Origin of the sequence: Pseudomonas sp. ANT_J28 (assembly GCF_008370005.1) — a bacterium.
Classification (GTDB): Bacteria; Pseudomonadota; Gammaproteobacteria; order Pseudomonadales; family Pseudomonadaceae; genus Aquipseudomonas; species Aquipseudomonas frigoris.
In genome coordinates, this window is the sequence record NZ_VOBM01000026.1 from 40,567 (window position 1) to 65,731 (window position 25,165).

Genomic DNA, 25,165 nt, shown 5'->3' on the forward strand with positions numbered 1-25,165 from the left:
ACAAATGTGCGGGCCAAACCCGACTCACCCATGAGGACATCACCATGAAAGCGCTCATCGAAGGTTTTTTGAAGTTCCAGAAAGACGCCTTTCCGCAACGGACCGACCTGTTCAAGCACCTGGCCACTACCCAGCATCCGGGCACGCTGTTCATCACCTGTTCCGACAGCCGTGTCGTGCCGGAACTGCTCACCCAACAAGAACCCGGTGAACTGTTTGTGATCCGCAATGCCGGCAACATCGTGCCCTCCTACAGCCCTCACCCCGGCGGTGTGTCGGCCACGGTCGAATATGCGGTCGCAGTGCTCGGCGTCACCGATATTGTGATCTGCGGGCATTCGGACTGCGGCGCCATGACCGCTGTCGCCAAGTGCACATGCATGGACCACCTGCCCGCCGTCAGCGGCTGGTTACAACACGCCGAGTCAGCGAAAGTCATCAACGAATCCCGCCCTCACGCCAATGACGCGGCGAAGGTGAGTTCAATGGTTCGGGAGAATGTCATCGCGCAACTGGCCAATATCCAGACGCATCCGAGCGTGCGCCTGGCTCAGGAGAAAGGCCTGCTGAATTTGCATGGTTGGGTTTACGACATCGAGACCGGTTCGGTCGACGCCCTGGATGCCAACAGCCACCGTTTTGTGGCGCTCGCCGAGTATCCGGACACCTGCGCCCTTCAAGCCCGATCCATAGAAGCAGCAGCCTGAAGTGTGTATCCACTGGCAGAGACGATCGACGCAGCGCTCCCGGCTCTCGGGCGCGCTGCACTGACACGATCGACCGGGTTATTTATCGTCCATCTTTGCTGAAGATTGTGGCCGAATTTCAGCGCTCTCTTCGGCGTTCGGGGGTTGTGGAATACTGCCGGGCGTGAACACGTGAGTCAGCAAGTCTTTGGCATCGATGTCGACGACGCCCTGAACCGAACGGGTCAGAGCAACAGCCTGCTCACACTGTTTGTGGGTGTTGACACGACCGCTCAATGCCACCGTGCCCCCGTGGGTTTTGACATGGATTTGCAGGCCAAGGCTTGGTTCAGCCATTGCCAGGGCTGACTTCACCCTCGCGGTAATCCACGTGTCGTGAACGCCCCTTTCCAGATCATGAGAGTATTGTTGAAAGGAATGAAGTTTCATGGTGTAACCCTCTCTCCGTCATCAGATGCACGGCCCGTCCATTGGCTGTGCAGCCTTGACTCTCAGGCGAGCGTTATGGACATCTGATTCGTTTTGGAGTGCTCGCCACGCCCATACGGACGCACATTAAGTATAGTGCGGCCGTTGACTGGGGTAGTGTTGCTGGATCAGCGTTTGACCGACAGATCCGTCTGGGTCATGCGACTGCGGATCGTGAACACCCCATCTCCCGAGAGAATCGCGCTGCGAGCAAACAGGCGACCGCTCTCCCAGTTCGAAAGACCCAGTTCCGGCTTGTTCAGCGCGTACTGTCCGTCGACCCAGCGGGTAATCCCGTTACCGACAAAGGGTGCGTTGACCGCGTTGTAGAAGCGTTCCTGAGCCTCGGCATCTTCACTGATCAATGACACGGTGAACTGCGGGCTATGGCGATTGAACAACGCGATGGCGCTGTCCAGGTCATCAACAATCTTCAGGCTGACTTCCGGGGTTTCTTCCCATTCCCACTCGCGGCCCAACTGATCCTCGGGCAGCGGTTCGGCGAACGCTTCGGTTTGATAGCCTTCGGCGCGGTACACCTCAACGCTGGCGGTCTGCCAATCGGTCGGCAAGTACTGCTCGCTGCCTTCGACGATGTGCAATTTGCAGGCCTGCCCCCGTGCGGTGCCGGCCTGTTTCAGTGCGTCGAGGAACAGCGGCAGCAATTGCGCGACACGGTCACGGTGAATCAGGCAGACGTTCATCGTGTTGCAGACTTTGCGATCCAGCGAGTTGCGCACTACAGCGGCAAAGCGTTTGGCATCGGCGTCCTTGTCGGCGATCAGCCAGGCACCACCGGTGCCGTGCAGGCTGACGGCGGTACCGGCCTGTTGGGCGATGCTACCCAATTGACTGACGGCGCGACCCGAACCACGGGCCACCGCCAGCGACAGGCGCCGGTCGGCGAACATCGCCCAACCGGCGGCGTGATTGACGCTTTCCACCAGCGATACCGCGCCGGTCGGCAACCCGGCGTCGCTCAGTGCCGGATTCAGTGCGTGGGTGACGATGGCTTGCGCCGTGCCCAACGCATCGCTGCCAATGCGCAGCACCGCTGTGTTACCCGTGCGCAACACACCGGCGGCGTCGGCGAAGACGTTCGGTCGACCTTCGAAGACGAACGCGACGATGCCCAGCGGCGAGACCACTTGCTCGACTTTCCAACCGTCATGCTCGATGCAACTGACCACTTTGCCGCGGGTGGCCGACGCATCGCGCCAGGCCCTGAGGCCGGCGATCATGTCACGGCGCATGCGATCATCCGCCAGAAGCCGCGTGGTGGAGCGTCCGCGGGCCTTGGCCCGCTCGATGTCGGCCAGGTTGGCGGCCTCGATCAAGGCCCAGCAGTCAGGGTTTTCCAGGCGTTGGGCGAAGCGATCAAAGAACTCGCTGATGGCTTGATCGGAGATCGCGGACATTGCGCTGAAGGCCGCTTCGGCACGCTCGATTGCGATGGCCGCCGCTTGCTGGTCAGCCACCGGAATCAGCAACAATTCGCCACTGACCTGCTCCACCAGCAAATGGTCCCCGGGCTGAAAGCGCGCGGCCAATTCGGGGCTGACCACAGAGACACGATTCCCTGCGAAAGGGATAGGCGTGCCAGCGACTAGACGTTCGAGCGCAAGAGACATGAAGCGGTTTCACCATGCAGTGGGCGGCCGGAAAATGTATAGGAAAATCCCTGGAGCGTCATTAACCGCACGCCTGTGCACCATTGGCACGTTGATCGAGGGCGGGGCAGTCGCGGCATTACGGGCCATGGACTGGGCCAACTTTGCACGCCGCTACAACGGCCTCAATACGCGATCAACAACTACGCCATGAGGCTCAGTGCGGCGTATCAGACGTTCTGCTATGGAGGGACGCCGGACCTCACCACAGTGCTGGACAATGAAACGCAGGCGTGTATGCGCAGCCGAGTCGAGGCGTTGCCGCTCTGACCCGGCTCCTAGAACACCGACCAGCCAATCCGCTGACTCAGCAACTCCAGCGCGGCCATGCCCGCGAGGGAGTTGCCGGCGGTGTTCAACTCCGGAGACCAGACGCACACCGTGAATTGCCCCGGCACCACCGCGACAATCCCCCCGCCCACGCCGCTCTTGCCGGGCAAACCGACGCGATAGGCAAAGTTGCCGGCTTCATCGTAGAGGCCGCTGGTGGCCATGATCGAGTTGACTTGCTGGGTCTGGCGGGCGGTTAGAATCTGTTCGCCGCTGTGCTTGCAGAAACCGTCATTGGCCAGAAAACAGAACGCCCGCGCCAGATCCACGCAGCTCATGCGCAGCGCGCAATGGCTGAAGTAACTGCGCAGCACCGCTTCGACGTCGTTGTGGAAATTGCCGAAAGACTGCATCAGATAAGCCATCGCAGCGTTGCGTGCGCGGTGCTGGTATTCGGACTCGGCGACCTTGCCGTCCACCATGACTTGCGGGTTGCCGGACAGCCGACGGACAAAATCGCGCATCGACAGTGCCGGCGCGGCAAAGCGTGACTGGTTGATGTCGCAGATCACCAGCGCACCGGCGTTGATGAAGGGATTGCGCGGGCGCCCGCGCTCGAATTCCAGTTGCACCAGCGAATTGAACGGTTGGCCGGAAGGCTCGTGACCCAGGCGTTCCCAAATGGCTTCGCCGGAGTGTCCGATGGCCTGCACCAGGCTGAACACCTTGGAAATACTCTGCACCGAGAACAGCGTATGGGCGTCGCCGGCGCAATACAGTTCGCCGTCATTGCCGTACACCGCGATTCCCAGCTGATCGGCCGGCACCGTGCCGAGGGCGGGAATGTAGTCAGCCACCTTGCCCTGGCCAATCAGGGGACGTACTGCGTCAAGGATCTCGTTCAACAGCGCTTGCATGCCGGGTTCCGAAGTCACGCCCCATGGGATTGCGGGGACACAGACGCTAGACGCCACTGGTCGGTAGCGAATCACAGTTTTGTAGAAACCGTGGCACTGCATGAACCCAATCTCAAATACACCACTGCTCCAACATTGGTTTTGTGTTGGCTGTGTATCTGAGCGTGTACAGCCCCGCCCCCGACACACCCCACCCCTAAAACCCCACGCCAAAGACACATCGCAGATACACCTGCTTGATGAACTGGGCCTGCGCTCAACTCACTCAATGCTACGGAGTATCACCATGTTCAAGCTCTCGACTTCTTCCTTGACCCTCGGCCTGATCATCGCTGGCGGCCTGGCCCTGTCCAGCGCGGCTTCAGCCTCCGAGTCGGAAGCATTCAGCATGAAGCAACTGGCCCACGGCTACAGCCAGGTCCAGGCCGACACGGCAGAAAAGCCGGCGGAAGGTAAATGTGGCGAAGGCAAGTGCGGCGCCGGCGAGTAACCCTTTGCGCGGGGCATCGCGTTGCCCCACTTCCCTGACTGAATGGAGATCACCTGTCGATGTGGGTCGAACTGATCTGCGCCCTGGCCATACTGGTCGGCCTGGGAACGCGGATCTCAGCAATCATTTTGATTGTGGTCACGGTCGTCGCGACCGCCGCCGTTCACTGGCTGGCCGATTGGTCTACATTGAGTGAGCTTGCACAGGGTTACGCCATCAGCAACAAAGGTCATGGCAACTTCAAACTGCCGCTGATCTACCTCGCGGCCTTTATGCCGCTGTTGCTCTCGGGTGCCGGCAAGTTCAGCCTCGATGCGCTGCTGGCTCGAGTCTTCTGGCGTCGCGATAACCGCTGAAGCGCCAGGGACTCGATAACGTCCCTCGGTTCAATAGTGGAGCAATCGTCATGAGTCTCACCCTCTATGGTTTTGACGGCAGTACTTATGTGCGCACGGTGAAGATGCTGCTGGTGGAAAAAAACGCGGACTTCGACCAGATGCATGTCAACGTGATCAAAGGTGAGCCGCACCTGCCAGAGCATTTGGTGCGTCACCCTTCCGGCAAGGTGCCCGTCATTGACCATGACGGGTTCCGGGTGATCGAAACCGGCGCGATCATGGCCTATCTGGACGAAGTGCTGCCAGGCCCATCCATCCCCCCTGACAACGCCCACGACCGTGCTCGCACCCACATGGCCCAGGGCATTTACGATTCCTATGGCTACGGCAACCTTGTGCAGATTCGCGCCGCAAAGGCATCGAGAACTCGAAACGGGTGCTGCGCGAACTGATGAAAATAAAAGGCACCGATCCGTTCATCGCAGGTCAAGAACCCAGCATCGGCGACTTTTACCTGGCGCCGGGCTGCGCCTACATCGCCATGACCCCGGATGCGCCGCAGATGTTTTCGGTGGACGGTTTCGACGGATGGTGGAAACGTATGCAGTCTCTGCCAAGCTTCAAGGCTGCGCAGCCGAAATAAGCTTCACCCCACTCACTTGTGTAGACAGGAGCCACCATGAGCGTGACCACCCAATGGATCGAGATCGACAGCGCCGACGGTAAATTCGGCGCTTACCTGGCGATTCCGCACACCCGCAAAGGCCCGGGGATCGTGTTGATCCAGGAAATCTTCGGCGTGAATGAACACATCCGTTCGGTCGCCGAACAATACGCTGCCGACGGTTACCTGGTGATTGCACCAGACCTGTTCTGGCGCAGCGGCGAGCGTATAGAACTGACCTACGACGAGGCCGGCTGGAAACGCGCCGTCGAGTTGATGAACGCCACTGACATCGGCAAGGCACAGACCGACATCGAACTGGCCATCGACGCCTTGAAAGCCCAGCCGGGCCTGGACGGCGGGATCGCCTCGATTGGTTACTGCTTCGGTGGTTTGCTCTCGTATCACACCGCCGCCAATGGGCTGGTGGACGTGGCAATCGCCTATTACGGCGGCGGGATTCAGAACCAACTGGACCGGGCCGATGAAATCGAAGTGCCGCTGCTAATGCACTTCGGTGAACAGGACAGCCACATCCCACTGGAAGCCGTGGAGAAAATCGCCGAACGTTTCGATACTAACGATAACGTCGAAATTGTCGTGTACCCGGAGGCCGAACATGGCTTCAACTGCTCGCATCGCGACAGCTACAACCAGCGCGCAGCGGCTGAGGCTCATGGCAATACGTTGATCTTTTTGGGTATGGAACTGTAAGGCCATACGAGCAAAAGGGGACTTCCAAAGTCCCTTTTTGTGTCTGCCGTTTAACGACTGATTTCTTCCACGGTATCGGTCACCGCCAGCTTCGGATGTGCACTGCGTTCATGCACATGGCTCGTCGGTATATGGTCGATCAGCAAGCTCAGCAGTTCCAGGCGGCTGTAGTGACCGCGCGAATCCATCATGCGTTTGTGCTTGTCGATCAGGCCCATGTCGAGGTCGACGATCACCTCGCCTTCGCCTTCGGTCAGCGAGCCTAGCACTACGCCGTCCGGGCTGATGATCGCGGTAAAGCAACCACCGGAAATCGGGCCGATGGGGCAACCGGTGTCGGCCATGATCTGTGCCTGTTACGCAGGGTTCAGCCAGGCCGTGGAGTTGACCACGAAGCACGCTGGCGCGCAGGCCGGAGCCGTCGCCCATGCCCCGCGATGCGCAACGCCCGGCTCGTTTTCACGCTAGGCTGAAGAGTAACGACATCGTGAAAGGAGGCGTTCGAGATGCAACTCATCACGCTGAAAATCGATAAACCGGAAGCGACGAACTTCATTTTGGGTCAGACGCACTTCATCAAGTCCGTCGAGGACATCCACGAAGCGTTGGTCAATGCCGTGCCAGGAATCCGCTTTGGCGTGGCCTTTTGCGAAGCCTCCGGCAAATGCCTGGTGCGCTGGTCTGGCACCGATGCCGCCATGATCGAGCTGGCCCAGAAAAATGCGCAAGCCATCGGCGCAGGCCATAGCTTCATCATTTTCCTCGACGATGGCTTCTATCCGCTGAACGTGTTGAATACCGTGAAAATGGTCCCAGAGGTGTGCCGTATTTTTTGTGCAACGGCCAATCCGACTGAAGTGATCCTCGCTGAGACGGACCAAGGGCGAGCGATTCTGGGCGTGGTGGATGGCTTCTTTGCCCGTGACATTGAAGGCGAAGAAGACATCCTGTGGCGCAAGAACCTGTTGCGGCAGATCGGCTACAAACTTTGAGCACACTCCGTTAACCAGGCGCTGAATGAGCAGAGATAACCTCTGCCTGAGCCGTCGCGGGTTTCTCCCCTTCGACCTCACCATTCAACGCCTTGTGCATCTTCACGGTGTCCAGGTGCCAAGGGACGATAACGTCGCCGCCAGAATGATGAATCCCGAGCCAGTGACAGCGGCAGATCCCTTGGAGGTAAACATCAGCACGGCCAGGACGATCAGCTGGTCCGTCAGGGTCAGCGGTGTGTTCGTGGCCTGCGCGATGAAGATCGCGGCGATGGTGTAGTAGATCGCCTGGCCATCCGGGTTGAACGTCAGGCCCGAGGGGATGATCAGGCCGGCGACGGGTTTGGAAACACCAGCCTTTTCCATCTTGGAAATCATCTGCGGCAGTACCGATTCCGAAGAGCTGGTGCCGAGGACAGTGAACAGTTCTTCCTTGATGAATTTCAGAAGCTTCCACAGGCTGAATCCGCTGTAGCGGCAGATCGGGCCCAGTATAAAAATCACGAACACAGCACAGATCAGTTAGACACAAGCCATCAGCTTGCCAAGTGAGAGCAGCGAACCAAAGGTGGCCAGGCTGGACACCACTTCGAAATAGATCAGCGCACGAAAGCCGACGCGACCCAGCTCTTTCATGTTCTCCATACGTGCAATGCCCGTGACCACCGTCAGGAAGATCACCAGGGCAAGGTGCATTTTGATCAGTTTGATGAACGCGTCGCCCAAGGGTTTGAGCGCTGTTCCGGTTTCGGGCACGAATACCCCGACGATGGCACCGAGGATCACGGCGATGAACACTTGTACGTAAAGTTTGCCGAATATTCTTTTCATGACTGGTCCTGGAGGACCAGACCCCAACCCGCGCCGATGTCTACGCCGTGTATCCGCAACAGTTCCACCTGTCGGCGCGAGTACGCAGCCTGATCGATTTCCTGGTCGAGCGCTTCAAGCACATCGATCACTTGGAAGAACCGGAATCTACGCGCGAATGAGCGGGGTTGGTGGGCGTCAACTCACGGCCAAAAGCAGACACTCTTAGTAGTACTTGGCGATGGTGTTTTTGGCGAATGGCTTTATGAAGCAAAGCAGTATGACGCTCTGAAACATTCGCCCTTTTTGAGGAGGGAAAAATTATGCGCAGGATTATCGCAACGGGGGCGCTCTTGCTGGCCTTGGGCGGTTGCGCAATATCACCTATGCGGGTTTCTGAAGCGCGGCCAGTGCCGGCCAATGCGATGTACGCGTTCAAAAGCCAGGGTACGAAAGATCCGGGACGCCTGACCATTCTCCGTGATGACGGGTTTGTCGGTTCGGGATGTGACGTCGTGTTCTACATTGATGGTCAGCGCGCAGCCAAGATAGGTCCCGGTCAGAAGGCATCTTTCGTTTTGCCTGCCGGTAAAGTGAACCTCGGCACCGGGCTCGCCGAGTCTGGATTATGTGCTGGTGTCGCGATCAAAACTGTCGCGGCCAACATCAAGCCAGGGAAAGAAGTGATTTATCGAATCAACTGGGATACGCAAAATTTCTACTTGGGCCCCTACGTTGAATATGGACGTTGAGCCCAGACAGTTCCGGCCTGTTTCGCACGCCACATCACCTATAGTGAGTGATCGCAAACACCAAAGCGCACCCTGAATGCAGAACGGGTGGCTCGCAACGACTCATCCCAAAACCGGGCAATCCCTCTGTCATTACGGTGGATGAAGTCACTATTTTGCCGGAGAAATAAAAAGTGCTAACAGACCAGCAGACTCGTTTATCGCTCAAAGAACTAATCGAAAAATACCTCAAGGGAAGAGATCCCGATTACGAACGCCTGATCGAAATCGTTCAGGATCCATCGCGGCAAGCTCCCATCAGAAGCGTGCTCGAAGACATTAGGCGATTTAACAACGTGCAATTCACTCAACAGGAACTGGAACTGATCGATGGCCTTTTATACATGTACGGGTAAGTCGGCTATCGGCCGATTCTGTTGAAAAAGTCTGGATTGCTTTCCACGGCAGAAAAGTACGCGCCTGAGATTGAAATCCTTGCTTTCAGCAAAGGCTTCCGGGCTCTGATTTCACGTAGCAGCGTGCAATAGAGGTGTTTTCATCCATCAATTCGAGTGGTTTGGGCAAACCGACTTTTTCAACAGAGTCGGCCAAGAGCAGACCATGAACACGCTGCTAATGACTCCGTAATGTGTGCACAAACCGTGTCGCATTGCCTTCTCATATCCGGCCCTACAAACGATCCGCTGCGGACCATTGATGCGTCAAGTGGGATACCGCGCCTGGTTCACGCCAGCGTTGAATTCGGCACACTCGCCCGTGCGCTGGCCCCCAGCCGCGCTCGAGGCGTCATAGCAGACTATTCTTGATCTGGGTAACCGACCGGTCGCACCGAGGGAGGTCACTCGTTTATACACTGTGTCCTTTTCGCAATCCGCCGCGGTTCGATCTGATGCATGAAGGCAAATCGATCCGCGCCGTCATCGAGTTCCGATGAACTACCGGTCTGCGACACGGCCCAGGCACTTTTGTCTGCCCCCTGAAACGGAGACGCCAGCATGAGCACCTTGCAACTTCACCCTGCACTGGACAATGGTATCCAACCCGCCGCCGCGAATTTCGCAGGTGGCACCCTGCAATGCCTGTGTGCGACCGACAAGGTTGAGGTCAAGATCGACGCACAAACTCTGCATAACCACGCGTGCGGCTGCAGCAAATGCTGGAAACCACAAAACGCGACATTCGCCGTCACCGCCGTGGTGCCTCGAGATAAGGTCAGCGTCATTGCCCACGGCGAAAAACTGGCGATCGTCGACGAAACCACCACCATCCGGCGCCACGCCTGCAAGCAATGTAAAGCCCATCTCTTTGGGCGCATCGAGAACAAGGACCATGCGTTTTATGGCCTGGACTTCGTCCACACCGAGCTTTCGCCACAGAGCGGATGGGCTGCGCCGGGATTCGCGGCGTTCGTGTCCTCCATCATCGAAACCGGCACACCGCCAGCGCAAATGAAGGCTATCCGCGAGCGCCTGCGCTCGATCGGCCTGGAACCCTATGACTGCCTGTCCCCGGACTTGATGGACGCACTGGCGACTCATGTCGCCAAACAGAAAGGCCTGCTCCCCGCCGCCTGATTGATCGGTCGCCGCGGTTTCTTTTTCGGACCGCGGCTCCGATTCACCTTTGATGTTGTGCGCCCCACATAATTAACTGGGGGGCTGTGGGACATCTCGGCAACTGGATCAATTCGGCGTCGGCGCCAACAACCACCCATTTGCACAGGTACTGACCACCTGTTTGCATTCAACCTGACCAGTCATTTGCATTGGATTTGGTCAGGGTAGCTGTACTGTTCACCCACTTGCGACGATAGTCAGTGGTGGAGTGGCTGGATAACTAGCGATTTTTAACCACACTACCATTGAAGCCAGCGCGGTCCGAGCAGCGCACCGATAACGGTCGGTATCAACATACCAAGCAAGTACCAGATGCCCCAGAACGGCACTTCCATTTCAGGGCAATGCAGGCAGTAGGCAATGGTAGCTATCGCCCCTGCGAGCAGCCCGCCGCAGGCGCCGGCCAGTCTCAGGCGAGTGGGCGCCAACCCGCGCAAAGCCCAAAAAACTGAAATGAACCCCGGTATCGAAAGCAAGCTGATGTTCAGTGTGCACACCCGCCAGGTTTTACCAAGAATCATCGAAACACGCACGTCCGGGGTTGCGGTCATCAGGACGTAGAGGGCTCCGGTCCACACCAGTGCGAGCACTGCAATGACCAGGATTTGTCCGACCCCCGGAGTGACGCCAGGTCTCGCCAGGCGCACGACCAAGCTCAACGCACCGAGCATCAGGGACAGGGGAAAGGCAATCTTCGCCCAGAAAATCGGGGTTGCCACCACTTCGGCCAGATCTGGACGAGCACCAAATATGATCAACACCAGCAAGAAGGCTGCAATCAGACCGACCAGCACCGCGACGCCGAAACGCTTGGCGAGTGCATTCGGGTCAACCGGCGTTACCCCGGACGCGAGCATGGAAATAAAATCAGCAGTTTTCATCGTGTACCTCTAATCCTCTCGGCCAGCGCTTTAAGCCCGCGATGGATGCCTATCTTCACGGCCGACTCCGAAAGTCCGGTCATTTGCGCGGTTTCGGTTACCGACAATCCTTCAAGCTTCACATGCTGGATGGGTAGACGCTGCCGCTCAGGTAGTTGCTCAAGTAACTTGCCCAAGTCGCGACTGGCCTGCGCCGGTTCCAGATAGGGCTCGGCAAACAGCTCCGTCACATCGTCGAGGGAGTCGTTGAGTACCTCATGGCGCGACCTGCCGCGAAAAAAATCCGTGAGTTTGTAGCGGGTGATGGCAAACACCCATGCCGTCAACGGCTGGTCCGCCCGGTACGTTTGTCGACCGTTATGAACGGCCAGCAAAACCTCTTGCAGCAAATCCTCGACTTCACCCGGTTGGCGTTGAAGCCGAGTTCGCACAAAGCCGCGTATATGACCACTCAGTTCCGAGAGGAAGGTGCGATAAGCCCGCTCGTCTCCACCCAAACCCGCGAGGAACAAGGCCTGAAGATGGATCTCCCGACTGCGCAGTGCATCGTTATGTGTAGTTCGTTCCATCGCTCACTCTGGTTACACGGAGGCAAAAATATTATGTACCTACATAACGCCAGCCCCCTAACGGGCAACGGATGATGCTTGCGGCCAAGGACATAAGGCAACCAGGGGATTCATTCTGCGGTACTAAAAAAAATATTTCGCGATGGCTGTAACCGGATTGGAAAACCCAGCGAACTACCTTTCGGATCTGAAGCACAGCGCACTCCCGAATTGATGCGACGGTCCATCCTCATGAAACCGGAGAAACAGTCATGAACAATCTGAAACTCGCCGCCCTCGCCGTTGCCTTTTCCTCCTTCGCTGCCGGTGCCATCGCTGCAGAGACCCCGGCCGCCGCAGGCGCCATGGAAAAATGTTACGGCGTCGCCATGGCCGGCAAAAACGACTGCAAGGCCGGCGCCGGCACCACCTGCGCAGGCACCGCCAAAATGGATTACCAGCCGAACGCCTGGAAAAACGTTCCAGTCGGTACTTGCACTACCATCAAGACGCCAAAAGGCACCGGCAGCCTCACACCTATGTAACGTCAACACCACGGGGCACACGCCAATCATGAACAAACCATTCCAGATCGGGGCCGGACTCGGCCTCAAACCGAACCATTATCAAGAGGCCCACGACTGCACGGTCGAAGGTCTCTGGTTCGAAGTTCATCCGGAAAATTACATGGTCGGTGGTGGCCCCCGTTTGGCGTGGCTGGAGGCCATTGGTGACCGGCACCCATTGTCGTTGCACGGTGTATCACTCTCGCTGGCGGCCGATTGCCCGCCGGACCCGGAGCACTTGAAACGCCTGAAGCTGCTCGCTGATCGCGTTCAACCGGCATTGATTTCCGAGCACCTGGCCTGGTCAGCCTGGCGCGACCAGTATCATCCCGACCTGCTGCCATTTCCCCGTACAGGCGAAGCCTTGCAGCGCATCGCAGGCAATATCCAGCGCACCCAGGATGCCCTTGGACGCCGGATTGCCATCGAAAACCCGACCCATTACTTGCACCTTGATGGGCATGACTACAGCGAACTCGATTTCCTCACCGAGTTGAGCAGGACCACGGGCTGTGGCTTGTTACTGGACGTCAATAACGTACACATCAGCGCCCACAACCTCGGCTTCGATGCAGCTACTTACCTGGACGCCTTTCCCGCCGAGGCGATCATGGAGATTCATCTGGCCGGATTCACCAAAGACCCTGGCCATTCAACGTTGCTGATTGATAGCCACGACGCCCCTGTCGCAGAAAACGTTTGGACATTGTTTCAGCGCTTGATCGAACGGATCGGCCCGCGTCCAACACTGATCGAACGGGATGACAATATCCCCGGCTTCGAAGTTTTGCTGGCCGAGCGCTACCGAGCGCAGACGTTATTGAACCTTGGGCAAAACCAGCGATTGAAGGTGGCGATATGAAGCCATCTCTTGCAGGTTTTCAGGATGCATTCGTCGATGCGTTATACGGCACTGAATCATCCATGATGGAAACGCTGACCCAACAACCGGGCTTTGCGGTCTATCGCAATACCGTACTCAAAGGCACGACGGATGCGTTGCTAGCCAACTTCCCTACCGTAGAGCGCCTGGTGGGAACTGACTGGCTTAAAAGCGCCGCCGCCATACATGCCCGGCTTTCACCGCCAACAGATGCCCGTTTACTGAATTACGGAGCGGGCTTCCCCGACTTTCTCGACAAATTCGAGCACGCGCAAGACATGCCGTATCTGGGCGACGTCGCCCGTCTGGACCTGCTCTGGACACAGGTCCATTGCGCCGCTGATGAGCCTGGCCTTGAGCTGATCGACTTGGCGCAGTTTCCCGCAACGGAACTGGGCAACCTGCGGCTGACGCCACGGGATACCGCCCGTTGGATTTGGTTGCCGGACTGTCCCGCCTACACGATCTGGCGCGTCAATCGTGAACAACGGGAAATGCCTGAAAAACTCGAATGGCAAGGTGAAGGTGTACTACTGACACGCAAGGCCGGCCGCGTGCATTGGCAGACTGCCAGTGCCGCCGACTGTGCCTTTCTCGACGCCTGCGCGGCACACCTGACTCTCGATGTCGCCGCCGACTTGGCCAGTGATGCGGAGCCTGGCCTGAACTTGGAAAACCTGATTATTCGCCTGGTGAGTGCTGATGCGTTCGCAACGGCGGAACTCCTGACAACCCGCTACTGAAGCCATCAACGGAGCACAGCATGGATACCATCCACACCCGCTCACCTGCCGCCGACAATTCCCTGCGTGGCCTCTGGAATCGCGCTGCAACCCGATTGGGCAATCTGATCAGCGATTCGTTTCTGGTGTTGGTGGCGCGCATCGCCATCGCCGCCATTTTTTTCATGTCCGGGCGCACCAAAGTCATTGACGTTCTGACGATTACGCCGAGTACCTACGAACTGTTCCGTACGGAATACGCCTTGCCTCTAATCTCTCCAGAACTGGCGGCACACCTTTCGACCTACAGCGAGCACCTGTTTCCACTGCTGCTGGTGCTCGGTCTGTTCACCCGTTTATCCGCCTTGGCATTGCTGGGTATGACCTTTGTCATCGAGGTTTTCGTTTACCCCGATGCCTGGCCGACGCACCTGTCCTGGGCGGGCTTGCTGCTGATCATCATCGCGCGCGGTGCAGGAGCACTTTCACTGGATCGCCGTCTGGGCATCCGGTGATCCATTCAGGAATGAAGAAACTCTCGAGCAGGAGTATGCGAGTAGTTATCGGCACCCCGATGGCACGCATCCAGCGTGAAGTTTGTCGTCATTCCAAGAGCAAAGCCCTTGTACAAGTTAACAATCCAGGGCGGCTCCCTCATATGGGCGAGTGCCGAGTCTATCTGCGCATTGCGCCCGCAATGAGCAACTAAACAAGCGAATCCAGCACCCGGTTTATCGCCAGCCAATTCATCCTTAGCGCGATCCAAATCATGCAAATACAACACCCAACTTCCGTCAGGTTGTCGTTACGTACAGGTGAATAATATGCAAAGCGACACCGTCCGATTCTCCTGCGTAGGCTGCGGTGTCTGCTGCAAGGGCAGACTGATACCGCTGACGTTGGCTGAAGCGCAACAATGGTTGATCCGCGGGCATGACATCGCGGTGATTCTCGAAGCCTTCGATGAATCGAGTTGGCCTCGTTCATCAGAGGAGTTTGCCCACGCCAGAGGCCGATCAGTAAGTGTGCATTGTGGTCAGACCCAGATACAGGTCATCGCCGTGTTTGCTGGCAGAGCCCTCGAACAATGCCCTAATCTCAGAGAGGACAATCTTTGCGGCATCTACGAAGAACGCCCACTGGTTTGCCGCATTTACCCGATGGAAATCAACCCATTCATCGCGTTACGTCAAGACAACAAAGCGTGTCCGCCACAGGCGTGGGAGAGCAACGACATTCTCTGCACAGATGGACGTGCCGATCCAGCTCTGGAAGCACTCGTGAACCAATCTCGACATGCAGACAGAGCCGATGCATCAAGAAAAATCGCGATCTGCGCGCAACTGGGCCTGAATGTGGCGAGTTGGAAAGACAACGCGCTGGCCGTTTACTTTCCACCACGGGAAAAACTGCTCGAAGCGATACACAGCGTCAAAAGTACTCTCGAGGAATATCCAGGCTGCGAGTGGCAGGTGCGGGTCGATGATTCATCGCTGCGCGAGCTATTGACCGCGTCGGCGGTGTCTCTGGCTGCCAACGAGCCCGCCGACTACATCTTTCATGTTTTATGAACCGCCTTTACAGCCTCGGTCCAGCGTTGCAAGGTTCTGAGTGACAGACCAGCCTCCTGGCAGGCCTTGATCTTTCTGGTCCCTGCTGCGACGGCCTCGGTCAACCACGCCACGAGTAACTGCCGTTCCGGCAAAGACGTCAGTTGTCCTTGTTGTCGGTCCCCCAGTAGTCGTTGAGCTTTTTTCGCAGCACCAACAACGCAGCTGTTTCAGCGAGCGCCTTGTCTTTGCGGCGCAGTTCGCGCTCAAGTTCCTGGATGCGTTTCTTATCTTTGCGAGACTGCTCCCGATCTTCTTTTTGCTGGGCCTTTTCCGATTTCTGGCCGGAGATGAAGGCTTGTCGCCAGGCGGTGATTTGCTCGGGGTAAAGGCCTTTTCGGCGGCAGTACTCACCCAGGTCGATCTCGGACAAACCGGCGGCTTCAAGCACGACAGCAAACCTGGTTTCGGCTGACCAGTTCTCGGTCAACGGCTTGTTTTCGGACACTGCATTTCCTTCAGAACTGAGCTGTTTGCGCCAGTTGGACAAAGACATTTCGCTAACCCCTTCGAGCCGGGAAACCTCGGCCATCGACAGGTTCAGTGGGGAAGCAGCATCTTGAGTAATGCGGCTTTACGTTCGGGTGAATAGTACGGCACGACTAGTCTCTTTCCGCCCCCGATATGCTTTTTTTCGGAAAAACCGGAGAGGCGACAACTATCCTGACACCGGGGGATAACGGCCAATTTCTGCCTCTCACGACTGACCGAAAATCGCCGATGAGAACAATGAGACATTCCTTATTGGTTAAACGCGTTCGCGTGAACATTTATACCTGCTTGTGCAGCAGAAATCGGGAAGGAGTCTAATATTGAACTGCCATAGATCGGTCCATCCCCTATCTGCGTAATGAGGCAAGTGACCGTTGGCATGCAGGCGGCTTTGGAGCCAACACCGGACCGGTGTTGGCTAAATAGATTTCAACCTGGAGGGAACCATGAGCAATCTCATCGCCACCGGCGAGCCACCTGAAGCCGTCCGCCTCATGGTCAAGGTTTATGCCTACTTGCTGCTCGCAGGATTCGCGTTTGTTCCGGCCTATCTGATTGGCTACTTATACGTCTTTCAAGACCCCTCCCTTATATTCGAGAATCACCTGTTCCATATATTTGCGATCACGGCAGCCACCATGGCGGGCTTGTTTGTTACTTACGTCACGTGGCGCTGCTATCAGTCATCGGGAGATCCGCTGCTGCGATGGATGACGCTTGGTTTTCTCGGTTTTGTACTGATCTACGCGTTGCATGGTGCGTTCACCGGGCTTGCGCACCACAATATCTGGCTCTTCCTGCTTTATGGACCGGCCTCTCGACTGGTCATGTCGATTCTGCTGTTAGTCGGAATGCTGTCGTACCACCGCCCACCTGATGCCGCGGACCAACGAATGAAGGCCCGCCCGTGGTTGACCTGGATAGGACTGTTCCTGCTGGTTGATGTGGCAGTGGCGTACGTCGCGAATTCACCGATCGCCGGCAATCTCGCGGTGCGCCTCTCGATGGAAGGTGGTGCCCTCATTCTTTCCACATTGACCGTCGCAATACTCCTGCTGCGCCGTATCCGTTCGCCGCTGATGATGATTTTTGTCATCTCGGTCACCGCGTTCGCGCTGTCATCGCTTGCCTTCATCCTTGCACGTCCTTGGAACCACATGTGGTGGCTCGCTCATGCGATCTTCGCCGGTGGATTCTTCATGTTGAGCTATGGAGTCGTGCAAGCGTTCCTCACCACGCGGTCGTTCTCGAAGATTTACAGCCAAGAGGAGTTGATGGTGCGTCTTGCCGAAGCGATGGCGTATACCGAGAGCGCCCTGCAGGAGCTCCAGCGGACCAATCAAGAACTCGGGCACCTTGCGGCGACCGATCCACTGACTGGCGCTGATAATCGGCGTCGGTTCATGGAGCGGGTCGAAGTCGAAATGGGCCGGACCAGGCGCGGCGGTGAGCCGTTCTCCGTGTTGGCACTCGATCTGGATAATTTCAAGTCCATCAACGATCGCTTCGGGCATCAGGTTGGCGATGACATCCTGAAGGATTTCGTGGAGAAATGCCTCGACTCGATCCGGCCGTATGACGGCGTAGCCCGGGTGGGCGGGGAAGAATTCATGATTCTGCTACCTCAGACTTCACTTGAAGGCGCGCACGTAATCGCTGAGCGTCTGCGAAGCACCGTTGCAAATAATTCTTTTCATGGCTTGCAGCGGTTAACCGTGGTCACAGTGAGCATCGGCGTATCGCAATCCGGCCGCGACGGCGACACCATCGAGGCCATTCTGCGTACAGCCGATCAACGCCTGTATCACGCTAAACACGAAGGCCGTAACCGTGTGGTCACGACCATCAAAACCAGCCTCCAATCTCTGTGAAAGCGTCGGCACCGATACCCGGCTTTGCCCATCGCAACAGGTAGCCATCAGCCAAAAGCAGACACTCTTGGTAGTACTTGGCGATGGTGTTTTTGACGAATGGCTTTATGAAGCAAAGCAGTATGACGCTCTGAAACATTCGCCCTTTTTCAGGAGGGAAAAATTATGCGCAGGATTATCGCAACGGGAGTGCTCTTGCTGGCCTTGGGCGGTTGCGCAATATCACCTATGCGGGTTTCTGAAGCGCGGCCAGTGCCGGCCAATGCGATGTACGCGTTCAAAAGCCAGGGTACGAAAGATCCGGGACGCCTGACCATTCTCCGTGATGACGGGTTTGTCGGTTCGGGATGTGACGTCGTGTTCTACATTGATGGTCAGCGCGCAGCCAAGATAGGTCCCGGTCAGAAGGCATCTTTCGTTTTGCCTGCCGGTGAAGTGAACCTCGGCACCGGGCTCGCCGAGTCTGGATTATGTGCTGGTGTCGCGATCAAAACTGTCGCGGCCAACATCAAGCCAGGGAAAGAAGTGATTTATCGAATCAACTGGGATACGCAAAATTTCTACTTGGGCCCCTACGTTGAATATGGACGTTGAGCCCAGACAGTTCCGGCCTGTTTCGCACGCCACATCATCTATAGTGTGTGATCGCCCTATCAGCGGATGTATTCGCTATTAAAAGACTCGCAAGAAGCGCCTCAGCGACTGGGGCGGAATGGCGTGGACCTCGCTCATACGAACGTCCCTACTTCGCCGACTCACCACGCGGCTTATAAAAAAGAAACATCTAAGTCTCGGTGGTCCTGATGTATTTCCTGGCCCAAGCGGGTTTCACATTCCGGTCGTGGAAATACATCGCGCCGTGGGTTCGGTCGTTGAGTTGCTTGTTGAGCGCTTTGCGCGCGATTTCCTTGGCAATTGCGTATTGGGTTTCTTCCTGGACCTGATCCGAGCGTCCATCACACCACCACGAAAACTGACAATTCCTGGTTTCAGAACCCTGCTTGACCACGGCGCACACCGTGTCCGGAAAGCCCTCGTGGCCCAGGCGGTTCATGACAACGCTGGCGACGGCTTCCATGTCGGTGGACGATTTGCCTTTGGATTCCCAATAGATGGAGCGGGCCAGACAGGTAATTGCATCGTCCATGGGCGACTGACCGGCCGGATCGACCGCCTGAGCCTCGGAGGTGGTGATGGTTTCGGACTTGGGCACCGGTACATCGCTGCCCTTCTCCGCGGCTTTCTGTTCAAGGACCTCGGCTTTGTCCTCAGCCACTTCCTTTTTTTGCTCCTGCTCAGACGCGATGACCTGGCCAGCGAGAAGGGTTATTGCCAAGCAGGTGGCTATCCAGATAACTCGCATGATCGACCCTTCGGACGGAACCGGAAGCACGCCACGATGGCGACTTTGCTTGATTGTAGTTGCCAAAATTCATTCCAACAGACGGACAAAAAAACTGTCTGCGGGCATGAAAAGTCATTGCGCTCGCGGGGGTGAAATCGCGCATGATGGGCGCAGTCAGCTCAAGGGGATTTCCATGCGCTTCAAATCATCTGCTATGCGTCTTGGCACGTTGTCACTGGGGATGTTGTTCGCCGTGAATGCGTTGGCGGCCGACGAGAAACAACTGATTGATTCGATCAACCTCTACCGCAGCCAGGTGCAGCGCTGCGCGGGTCAGGTCTCGCAGGAACTGCCACCGCTGGCCGGCGACCCACGGCTGGCGCTGAACGCCAACAGCGTCGGCAATCTGCAGCAGGCAATGGCCAGCGCGGGTTATCCGATGAAGAATGTACAGGCGATCAGCCTGTCCGGGCCGCGCGATGCGCCGTCGGCGATGAAAGCCATTCAGGAAAGTTTTTGCCAGATCGTGCTGGACCCGCAATTCGTCGATGTCGGCGTCAGCCACCAGGACCGCGAGTGGCGTATCGTGCTGGCGCGTCCACTGTTGAGCGCTCGCCTGGGCGACTGGCAGGCGGAAGGTCAGAAACTGCTGGCCGAGCTCAACATCGCACGCAGTCAACCGCGCCAGTGCGGCACGCAATCCTTTGCTGCCGCCACGCCACTGGCCTGGAACGCCGCACTGGCGACGGCGGCCGAGGAGCACGCCCGGTCGATGGCCAACAACAATTACTTCGATCACAAGGACCGCGATGGCCGCATGCCGGGTGATCGGGCTGAATTGGCCGGTTACAGCGGCGGGCAGGTCGGCGAGACCATCGCTGCCGGCCAGGACACCGTGCGCAAGGTGGTCGATGGCTGGGTGTCCAGCGCCGGTCACTGCGCGAACCTGATGAACCCAAATTACCGGGAGTTGGGCGCCGCATATGCGGTTGATCCGAAGAGTGATCCGGGGATTTACTGGACTGCGATGTTCGGGGCGCAATGAGTTCGGGACACCCGATGGAAAAACCCGGAGCCCTGTCATGGGGCCCCGGGTTTGTTTTTTTCAGCGACCGTCAGTGGGTGCTCATCCCGGCCGCATGCATCAACAATCGCAATGCCCCTGCCACCACACCTAACGCCAGCAGGGTGGCGATGCCGGCAATGTAAGTGCCCATGACCACACCTTGGGAAAACGTCGCCAGCAGCGAACCTCCGATAAACGCCACGGCCCAGATATGGCGTTTTTCAGGGCAGGCCTTGAAGCGAAACTCAAATGCCACTCAAAGCCAGTGCGCCCGACAGCGTGAAGATCGTCGGCACGTGCCGCCTCGAGGGGCAGACCGGCGTCGAACTGGAGGCACTGACCGCCGTCAGTGTGGCCGCGCTGCCCCTCTACGACATGTGCAAAGCGGTGGATCGCGGCATGGTCATCGGCGAGATCCGTCTGCTCAGCAAACACGGTGGCCGTTCGGGGAAACTCCAGTGGGAGGACACCCGACGCGCTTCACGCCTCCACCTGCACCACCTCAATCCCGAGCTTTTGATAGTCCTCGACATTGCCCGACGCTACATGACGCTCGGTGATCAGGGTATGAATGCGCTGACACGGCGCGACCACGAACGGCTCCACCGCTCCCAGTTTGTCGGCGGTGGTGACGGCAACGACATGGGCGGCGCTGGCGAGCATCGCCTGTTTGACCGGCACCTCGTCGAAATGCAGGGAGCTGATGCCGACTTCCGGGTGAATCGCACAGACGCCGGTGAACAACAGATCAGCCTTGATGCCCTCGATCAGCCGCAGGGTTTCATGTCCGCTGGCCGACAGGGTCGCGGGATTGAGTTGCCCGCCGGCCAGAATCACCGTGATGCCTTTGTATTCGGCCAGGGTGATCGCAATCATCGGCGAGGCGGTGACGGCCGTAATGGCAATGTCCGAAGGTAGAGAACGGGCGATTTGCAGCGTCGTGCTCCCCGAATCGAAAATCACAATCTGGCCGTTGTGTACCTGGCGTGCGGCGAGTTGCGCCAGGTGTGTTTTCACTTCATCGGTTTCACTGACGCGGGTGAAATAATCCTTGCCGGTGTCCTTGGGCCGCGGCAGTGCCCCGCCGTGCACCCGCTGCACCAGCCCGGCGGTGGCCAGCTCCGCCAGATCACGGCGAATGGTGTCTTCGGACACTGCGAAATGCAGGCTCAGCTCACTAGCCATGACCTTGCCGTCACGTTCGAGAATCAACAAGATTTTTTGCCGGCGCAGATGAGGGAGCTCGGCGGCTGAGTGTGAGTCGTGCATGTTTTTGCCTGTTTTTGCGCGAAATTGCGTGCTTGTGCGAGACTAGCCAAAGCGCGGGATAAACACAAACCACCCGGACATCAATTGTTTCGATAATTCAAATCATGAAGCCGAATTTTTTATTTGTTTGTGACTTGTTCAAGATGGCGCCATCACAAATGTTTTGGATGAAAACTTCATGAATCTAAACTTTGCCTTTGCCTGCATGATCGTGGTCTCGTTCGCGATTGCGTTGGGTCACGCCTGATCAGCAGAAGCCAAGGGCCATTCGTTCCCTCCTCCATCCAGAGTCGACTCATGCTGTGTTCCCTTGTATCGAACGGCGCTCTCGTCACGCCTGAAAGGCCGGATACAACGGTGCCCTGGTGGAGCTTTACCAAAGCCGTGCTCGCTGCTGCCGCGCTGTCACTGGTGCGTGACGGGTTGATCGACCTTGACGACACCGTTGCTGAAGGCCCCTTCACGCTGCGCCAACTGCTGCGGCACGAGGCCGGACTGGCGGATTATGGCGAACTCGCCGACTACCACAACGCCGTGGCCCGCCATGAGACGCCCTGGCCGGCCGATGACATGCTGCAACGCCTTGATGCCAGCCGGTTGCGCTACGCACCCGGGGACGGTTGGCGCTATTCGAACGTCGGCTATCTGTTCGTCGTGCGACTGATTGAACGCGTGACGGGGCGCACGCTTGAAGCAGCGCTCACGGAGCGTGTGTTCGCCCCCCTCGGTTTATCCCGCGTACGCCTCGCCAAAACGCGAGCCGATCTGGACGGCGTGAACATGGGGAGCGCGCCATCCTACGACCCCGGCTGGGTCTATCACGGCTTGCTGGTTGGCCCACTTGAGGAAGCCGCCCTTTGTCTGGACGGTCTGCTGGCCGGCAACCTTCTGCCAAACGCGCTGCTGCAAGCGATGCAAACGGTACGCGTCCTCGGCGGCCCGATTCCCGGTCGCCCGTGGACTTCCCCGAGCTACGGTCTCGGCCTGATGCAGGGTTTGGTCACGGGCGATCTGACGTTGAGCGGGCACACCGGCGCCGGCCCGGGCAGCGTAGTGGCGGTCTATCGCTGCGTTGATGGCGAAAACGCGGCGAGTTGCGTGGTCTTTCATGAAGGCGCCGACGAAGGCATTGCCGAAGCAGAAGTGGTCGAGCGACTGTCGGCAGTCCTTGGGAAAAGCCGGTAGAAAAGCCGTAACCCTTCCCCGCATGGTCTATAACCAGTGGCGACATGATTTGGATCAGGGAGCCTTGATGGCTCCCTCGCTAAATTGATCTCTTGAAAAAAGCCGACAAGTGACTGTCCGCTAGGAGATTCCTCGCATGAAAGCCCTGAAAATAGCCGCCAGTGATTCCGCGTTCGATTGTTTCCAGACCTCCCGAGAAGTGATCCCGCTCAATCAAACCGACTACACCGACGTCGCGGTTGCGGTGTTCTCTGTGGAGGATGTGATGGCGGGCGCCCTTGACGTCCTGCAGCGTACCGGTTTCGATATCCCCATTTTCCTCGTCGCCTCCCCCGGTTCCGGCAACCGCGCCCGGGACGTCTACAAGCACCTGCAAGATGTTCTGCTTCAGGTGAATGGCATTTTTGACCCCTCGCGCAACAACGCCGAATACCATGGCAACCAATTGGAGACCGCGGCAAAAGCCTATGAAGAAAGTCTCCTGCCGCCCTTTTTCGACGCGCTCAAGCACTACACCGAATCGGCCAACGCTACGTTCGCCTGCCCTGGCCACCAGGGCGGCCAGTTTTTCCGCAAACACCCGGCGGGCCGGCAGTTCTTCGACTTCTTCGGCGAGACCCTGTTTCGCGCCGACATGTGCAACGCCGACGTCAAGCTTGGCGATTTGCTGATCCACGAAGGCCCGGCACTTCAGGCGCAAAAACACGCGGCGCAGGTGTTCAACGCCGACAAGACCTACTTCGTGCTCAATGGCACATCGGCCTCTAACAAGGTGGTCACCAATGCGCTGCTCACGCCTGGCGATCTGGTGCTGTTCGATCGAAACAACCACAAATCCAATCACCAAGGTGCGTTGATCCAGGCGGGGGCTACCCCGGTTTACCTGGAAACCGCGCGCAACCCTTATGGTTTTATCGGCGGGATTGACGCCCATTGTTTCGAAGAAGGTTACCTGCGCGAACTCATCAGCGAAGTGGCACCGGACAAGGCCCAACTGCCACGGCCGTTTCGTCTGGCGATCATTCAGCTGGGCACCTATGACGGCACCATCTACAACGCCAGACAAGTCGTCGATCGCATCGGCAAACTGTGCGACTACATCCTGTTTGACTCGGCATGGGTGGGTTACGAACAGTTCATCCCGATGATGAAGGATTGCTCGCCGTTGCTGCTGGATCTGCATGAAAACGATCCCGGTATCTTTGTCACTCAATCGGTGCACAAACAGCAGGCGGGGTTTTCCCAGGCGTCGCAGATCCACAAGAAAGATCGCCATATCAAAGGCCAGGCCCGTTATTGCAACCATGCACGGCTGAACAACGCCTTCATGGCCCAAGCATCTACCAGCCCGTTTTATCCGCTGTTCGCCTCACTGGATGTGAACGCGCGCATCCATTCCGGCCGCAGTGGCCTGCGCCTGTGGGAAGACTGTGTGAAGTTCGGCATCGACGCGCGCAAATTGATTCTGGAAGCGTGCACCATGGTTCGCCCCTTCGTGCCGCACACCATCGACGGTCGCCCCTGGCAGGACCATCCGACTGAGGACATCGCCAACGACATCCGGTTTTTCGAATTCCATCCGAAGGATCGCTGGCATGCCTTCAGTGGTTACGCCGACAAGCAATACTTCATCGACCCCTGCAAGTTGCTGTTCACCACGCCAGGCATCGACCCGGTCGATGGCAGTTACACCGACTTCGGCATCCATGCCGGCATCCTCGCCAACTTCCTGCGCGAGAATGGCATCGTTCCGGAAAAGTGCGACCTGAACTCGATTCTGTTCCTGCTCACCCCTGCCGAAGACTGGGCGAAGATGACGCATCTCGCCGCACAGATCGCACGCTTTGAACGCTTCATCAGTGATGACGCACCGATGAGCCGGGTGTTGCCGGCCATCTATGCAACGCATCAGGAGCGCTATCGCAACTACACCATTCGCCAACTCTGCCAGGAGATGCACGACCTCTACCGCACCCACAACGTCCAGCAAATTCAGAAGGCAATGTTCCGCAAGGAACACTTCCCGAAAAAGGCGATGAACCCGCAGGCAGCACAGTTCGAATTCATCCGTGGCAACGTCGAACTGGTGGCGCTGGCGGACGCGGAGGGTCGCATCGCTGCCGAAGGTGCCTTCCCTATCCACCCGGCGTGCTCTGCGTGGTACCCGGGGAAATATGGGGAGGCGCGGTGCTCAAGTACTTCCTGGCGCTGGAGGAAGGTATCAACGCTCTTCCTGGCTTCACCCCGGAACTCCAGGGCGTGTATTTGAAACAAGAAGGTGGACGCATTCGAGCCTATGGGTACGTGATCAAGACTTGA

Annotated in this window: 24 protein-coding genes and 8 pseudogenes; 21 read left to right on the plus strand and 11 right to left on the minus strand. The window is 57.7% G+C overall.

Annotated elements, in window-relative coordinates:
• The first annotated feature begins 44 nt into the window (after positions 1-44).
• Positions 45-707 (plus strand): carbonic anhydrase, encoded by a 663-nt coding sequence (locus FQ187_RS18755; RefSeq protein WP_149630622.1) that lies wholly within the window; start codon positions 45-47, stop codon positions 705-707.
• 78 nt (positions 708-785) lie between these two features.
• Here FQ187_RS18755 and FQ187_RS18760 read toward each other — a convergent pair whose 3' ends face one another.
• The 3 genes from FQ187_RS18760 to glsB form a co-directional block, all read right to left on the minus strand.
• Entirely contained in the window at positions 786-1,136 is a 351-nt protein-coding gene (locus tag FQ187_RS18760; RefSeq protein ID WP_149630623.1) for a BON domain-containing protein, read from the minus strand.
• A gap of 167 nt (positions 1,137-1,303) precedes the next feature.
• A complete protein-coding gene (locus FQ187_RS18765) occupies positions 1,304-2,806 on the minus strand; it encodes an aldehyde dehydrogenase family protein (protein WP_149630624.1) in 1,503 nt (500 codons plus the stop codon).
• Positions 2,807-3,123: 317 nt separating this feature from the next.
• On the minus strand, positions 3,124-4,032 hold the full coding sequence (gene glsB / locus FQ187_RS18775; protein WP_149630625.1) for a glutaminase B: 909 nt from the start codon (positions 4,030-4,032) through the stop codon (positions 3,124-3,126).
• Positions 4,033-4,318: 286 nt separating this feature from the next.
• Between glsB and FQ187_RS18780 the strand changes: the two genes are divergently transcribed.
• The 5 genes and pseudogenes from FQ187_RS18780 (at position 4,319) to FQ187_RS18795 (ending at position 6,238) form a co-directional block, all read left to right on the plus strand.
• Positions 4,319-4,522 carry a hypothetical protein gene (locus FQ187_RS18780; protein ID WP_149630626.1) on the plus strand — a complete coding sequence of 68 codons (204 nt, stop codon included), beginning with the start codon at positions 4,319-4,321 and terminating at the stop codon, positions 4,520-4,522.
• Positions 4,523-4,575: 53 nt separating this feature from the next.
• Positions 4,576-4,878 (plus strand): annotated as a pseudogene (locus FQ187_RS18785) (DoxX family protein); the annotation flags it as partial.
• Between the two features lie 50 nt (positions 4,879-4,928).
• Positions 4,929-5,312: a glutathione S-transferase family protein gene (locus FQ187_RS18790; RefSeq protein WP_256667353.1), complete on the plus strand. Its 384-nt coding sequence runs from the start codon at positions 4,929-4,931 to the stop codon at positions 5,310-5,312.
• Positions 5,312-5,503 carry a hypothetical protein gene (locus FQ187_RS30440; RefSeq protein WP_256667354.1) on the plus strand — a complete coding sequence of 64 codons (192 nt, stop codon included), beginning with the start codon at positions 5,312-5,314 and terminating at the stop codon, positions 5,501-5,503. Before FQ187_RS18790 ends, FQ187_RS30440 begins: the two co-directional genes overlap by 1 nt.
• A 36-nt stretch (positions 5,504-5,539) precedes the next feature.
• Positions 5,540-6,238, plus strand: a complete 699-nt coding sequence (locus tag FQ187_RS18795; RefSeq protein ID WP_149630627.1) for a dienelactone hydrolase family protein — start codon at positions 5,540-5,542, stop codon at positions 6,236-6,238.
• A gap of 50 nt (positions 6,239-6,288) precedes the next feature.
• Here the strand turns inward: FQ187_RS18795 and FQ187_RS18800 are convergent.
• Positions 6,289-6,651 (minus strand): annotated as a pseudogene (locus FQ187_RS18800) (aliphatic nitrilase); the annotation flags it as partial.
• Between the two features lie 93 nt (positions 6,652-6,744).
• Between FQ187_RS18800 and FQ187_RS18805 the strand changes: the two are divergent.
• Positions 6,745-7,230, plus strand: a complete 486-nt coding sequence (locus FQ187_RS18805) for an adenosine-specific kinase (RefSeq protein ID WP_149630628.1) — start codon at positions 6,745-6,747, stop codon at positions 7,228-7,230.
• A 10-nt stretch (positions 7,231-7,240) separates the two neighbouring features.
• Here FQ187_RS18805 and FQ187_RS18810 read toward each other — a convergent pair.
• Positions 7,241-8,061, minus strand: a pseudogene (locus tag FQ187_RS18810) (cation:dicarboxylate symporter family transporter).
• A gap of 2 nt (positions 8,062-8,063) precedes the next feature.
• Here FQ187_RS18810 and FQ187_RS18815 point away from each other — a divergent pair.
• The 3 genes and pseudogenes from FQ187_RS18815 to gfa all read left to right on the plus strand — a co-directional run.
• Positions 8,064-8,222: pseudogene (locus tag FQ187_RS18815) on the plus strand (LysR family transcriptional regulator); the annotation flags it as partial.
• Between the two features lie 141 nt (positions 8,223-8,363).
• Positions 8,364-8,792: a hypothetical protein gene (locus tag FQ187_RS18820; protein WP_149630629.1), complete on the plus strand. Its 429-nt coding sequence runs from the start codon at positions 8,364-8,366 to the stop codon at positions 8,790-8,792.
• A 995-nt stretch (positions 8,793-9,787) separates the two neighbouring features.
• The gene (gene gfa / locus FQ187_RS18835) at positions 9,788-10,366 is read left to right on the plus strand and encodes an S-(hydroxymethyl)glutathione synthase (RefSeq protein WP_149630631.1); all 579 of its coding nucleotides are present in this window, start codon (positions 9,788-9,790) and stop codon (positions 10,364-10,366) included.
• A gap of 281 nt (positions 10,367-10,647) precedes the next feature.
• Here gfa and FQ187_RS18840 read toward each other — a convergent pair whose 3' ends face one another.
• Both FQ187_RS18840 and FQ187_RS18845 read right to left on the minus strand, forming a co-directional pair.
• On the minus strand, positions 10,648-11,289 hold the full coding sequence (locus FQ187_RS18840) for a DUF1109 domain-containing protein (RefSeq protein WP_149630632.1): 642 nt from the start codon (positions 11,287-11,289) through the stop codon (positions 10,648-10,650).
• Positions 11,286-11,858 carry a sigma-70 family RNA polymerase sigma factor gene (locus tag FQ187_RS18845; protein WP_149630633.1) on the minus strand — a complete coding sequence of 191 codons (573 nt, stop codon included), beginning with the start codon at positions 11,856-11,858 and terminating at the stop codon, positions 11,286-11,288. The genes FQ187_RS18840 and FQ187_RS18845 overlap by 4 nt, the downstream gene beginning before the upstream one ends.
• A gap of 251 nt (positions 11,859-12,109) precedes the next feature.
• Here FQ187_RS18845 and FQ187_RS18850 point away from each other — a divergent pair, with 251 nt between their 5' ends.
• The 5 genes from FQ187_RS18850 to FQ187_RS18870 all read left to right on the plus strand — a co-directional run bounded on the left by FQ187_RS18850 (position 12,110) and on the right by FQ187_RS18870 (position 15,579).
• Positions 12,110-12,382: a DUF2282 domain-containing protein gene (locus FQ187_RS18850; RefSeq protein WP_149630634.1), complete on the plus strand. Its 273-nt coding sequence runs from the start codon at positions 12,110-12,112 to the stop codon at positions 12,380-12,382.
• Between the two features lie 28 nt (positions 12,383-12,410).
• Entirely contained in the window at positions 12,411-13,265 is an 855-nt protein-coding gene (locus tag FQ187_RS18855) for a DUF692 domain-containing protein (RefSeq protein WP_149630635.1), read from the plus strand.
• The gene (locus tag FQ187_RS18860) at positions 13,262-14,029 is read left to right on the plus strand and encodes a DNA-binding domain-containing protein (protein ID WP_149630636.1); all 768 of its coding nucleotides are present in this window, start codon (positions 13,262-13,264) and stop codon (positions 14,027-14,029) included. The genes FQ187_RS18855 and FQ187_RS18860 overlap by 4 nt, the downstream gene beginning before the upstream one ends.
• Before the next feature lie 20 nt (positions 14,030-14,049).
• Complete coding sequence (locus FQ187_RS18865) at positions 14,050-14,523, plus strand: DoxX family protein (RefSeq protein WP_149630637.1); 474 nt, start codon at positions 14,050-14,052, stop codon at positions 14,521-14,523.
• 309 nt (positions 14,524-14,832) lie between these two features.
• Positions 14,833-15,579, plus strand: a complete 747-nt coding sequence (locus FQ187_RS18870; RefSeq protein ID WP_149630638.1) for a YkgJ family cysteine cluster protein — start codon at positions 14,833-14,835, stop codon at positions 15,577-15,579.
• A gap of 14 nt (positions 15,580-15,593) precedes the next feature.
• Here FQ187_RS18870 and FQ187_RS18875 read toward each other — a convergent pair.
• Positions 15,594-16,218 (minus strand): annotated as a pseudogene (locus FQ187_RS18875) (transposase); the annotation flags it as partial.
• Positions 16,219-16,556: 338 nt separating this feature from the next.
• On the opposite strand from FQ187_RS18875, the gene FQ187_RS18880 reads away from it, so the two are divergent.
• Positions 16,557-17,981, plus strand: coding sequence for a sensor domain-containing diguanylate cyclase (locus tag FQ187_RS18880; protein WP_149630639.1), 1,425 nt, complete (start codon positions 16,557-16,559; stop codon positions 17,979-17,981).
• Between the two features lie 165 nt (positions 17,982-18,146).
• Positions 18,147-18,575, plus strand: a complete 429-nt coding sequence (locus FQ187_RS18885) for a hypothetical protein (protein WP_149630640.1) — start codon at positions 18,147-18,149, stop codon at positions 18,573-18,575.
• Between the two features lie 190 nt (positions 18,576-18,765).
• On the opposite strand, the gene FQ187_RS18890 is transcribed toward FQ187_RS18885, so the two are convergent.
• Positions 18,766-19,344: a cell wall hydrolase gene (locus tag FQ187_RS18890; RefSeq protein WP_149630641.1), complete on the minus strand. Its 579-nt coding sequence runs from the start codon at positions 19,342-19,344 to the stop codon at positions 18,766-18,768.
• A 175-nt stretch (positions 19,345-19,519) separates the two neighbouring features.
• Here FQ187_RS18890 and FQ187_RS18895 point away from each other — a divergent pair, with 175 nt between their 5' ends.
• On the plus strand, positions 19,520-20,371 hold the full coding sequence (locus tag FQ187_RS18895; RefSeq protein ID WP_149630642.1) for a CAP domain-containing protein: 852 nt from the start codon (positions 19,520-19,522) through the stop codon (positions 20,369-20,371).
• Positions 20,372-20,519: 148 nt separating this feature from the next.
• Here the strand turns inward: FQ187_RS18895 and FQ187_RS30445 are convergent.
• A pseudogene (locus FQ187_RS30445) lies at positions 20,520-20,691 on the minus strand (cytochrome d ubiquinol oxidase subunit II); the annotation flags it as partial.
• Here FQ187_RS30445 and FQ187_RS30765 point away from each other — a divergent pair.
• Positions 20,672-20,773, plus strand: a pseudogene (locus FQ187_RS30765) (cyclic pyranopterin monophosphate synthase MoaC); the annotation flags it as partial. The pseudogenes FQ187_RS30445 and FQ187_RS30765 overlap by 20 nt on opposite strands.
• Positions 20,774-20,872: 99 nt before the next feature.
• On the opposite strand, the gene FQ187_RS18910 reads toward FQ187_RS30765, so the two are convergent.
• Positions 20,873-21,661, minus strand: coding sequence for a DeoR/GlpR family DNA-binding transcription regulator (locus FQ187_RS18910; RefSeq protein WP_149630644.1), 789 nt, complete (start codon positions 21,659-21,661; stop codon positions 20,873-20,875).
• A 297-nt stretch (positions 21,662-21,958) separates the two neighbouring features.
• On the opposite strand from FQ187_RS18910, the gene FQ187_RS18915 reads away from it, so the two are divergent.
• Together FQ187_RS18915 and speF are read left to right on the plus strand one after the other, a co-directional pair.
• Positions 21,959-22,846: a serine hydrolase gene (locus FQ187_RS18915; protein ID WP_149630645.1), complete on the plus strand. Its 888-nt coding sequence runs from the start codon at positions 21,959-21,961 to the stop codon at positions 22,844-22,846.
• 136 nt (positions 22,847-22,982) lie between these two features.
• Positions 22,983-25,165, plus strand: a pseudogene (speF, locus tag FQ187_RS18920) (ornithine decarboxylase SpeF).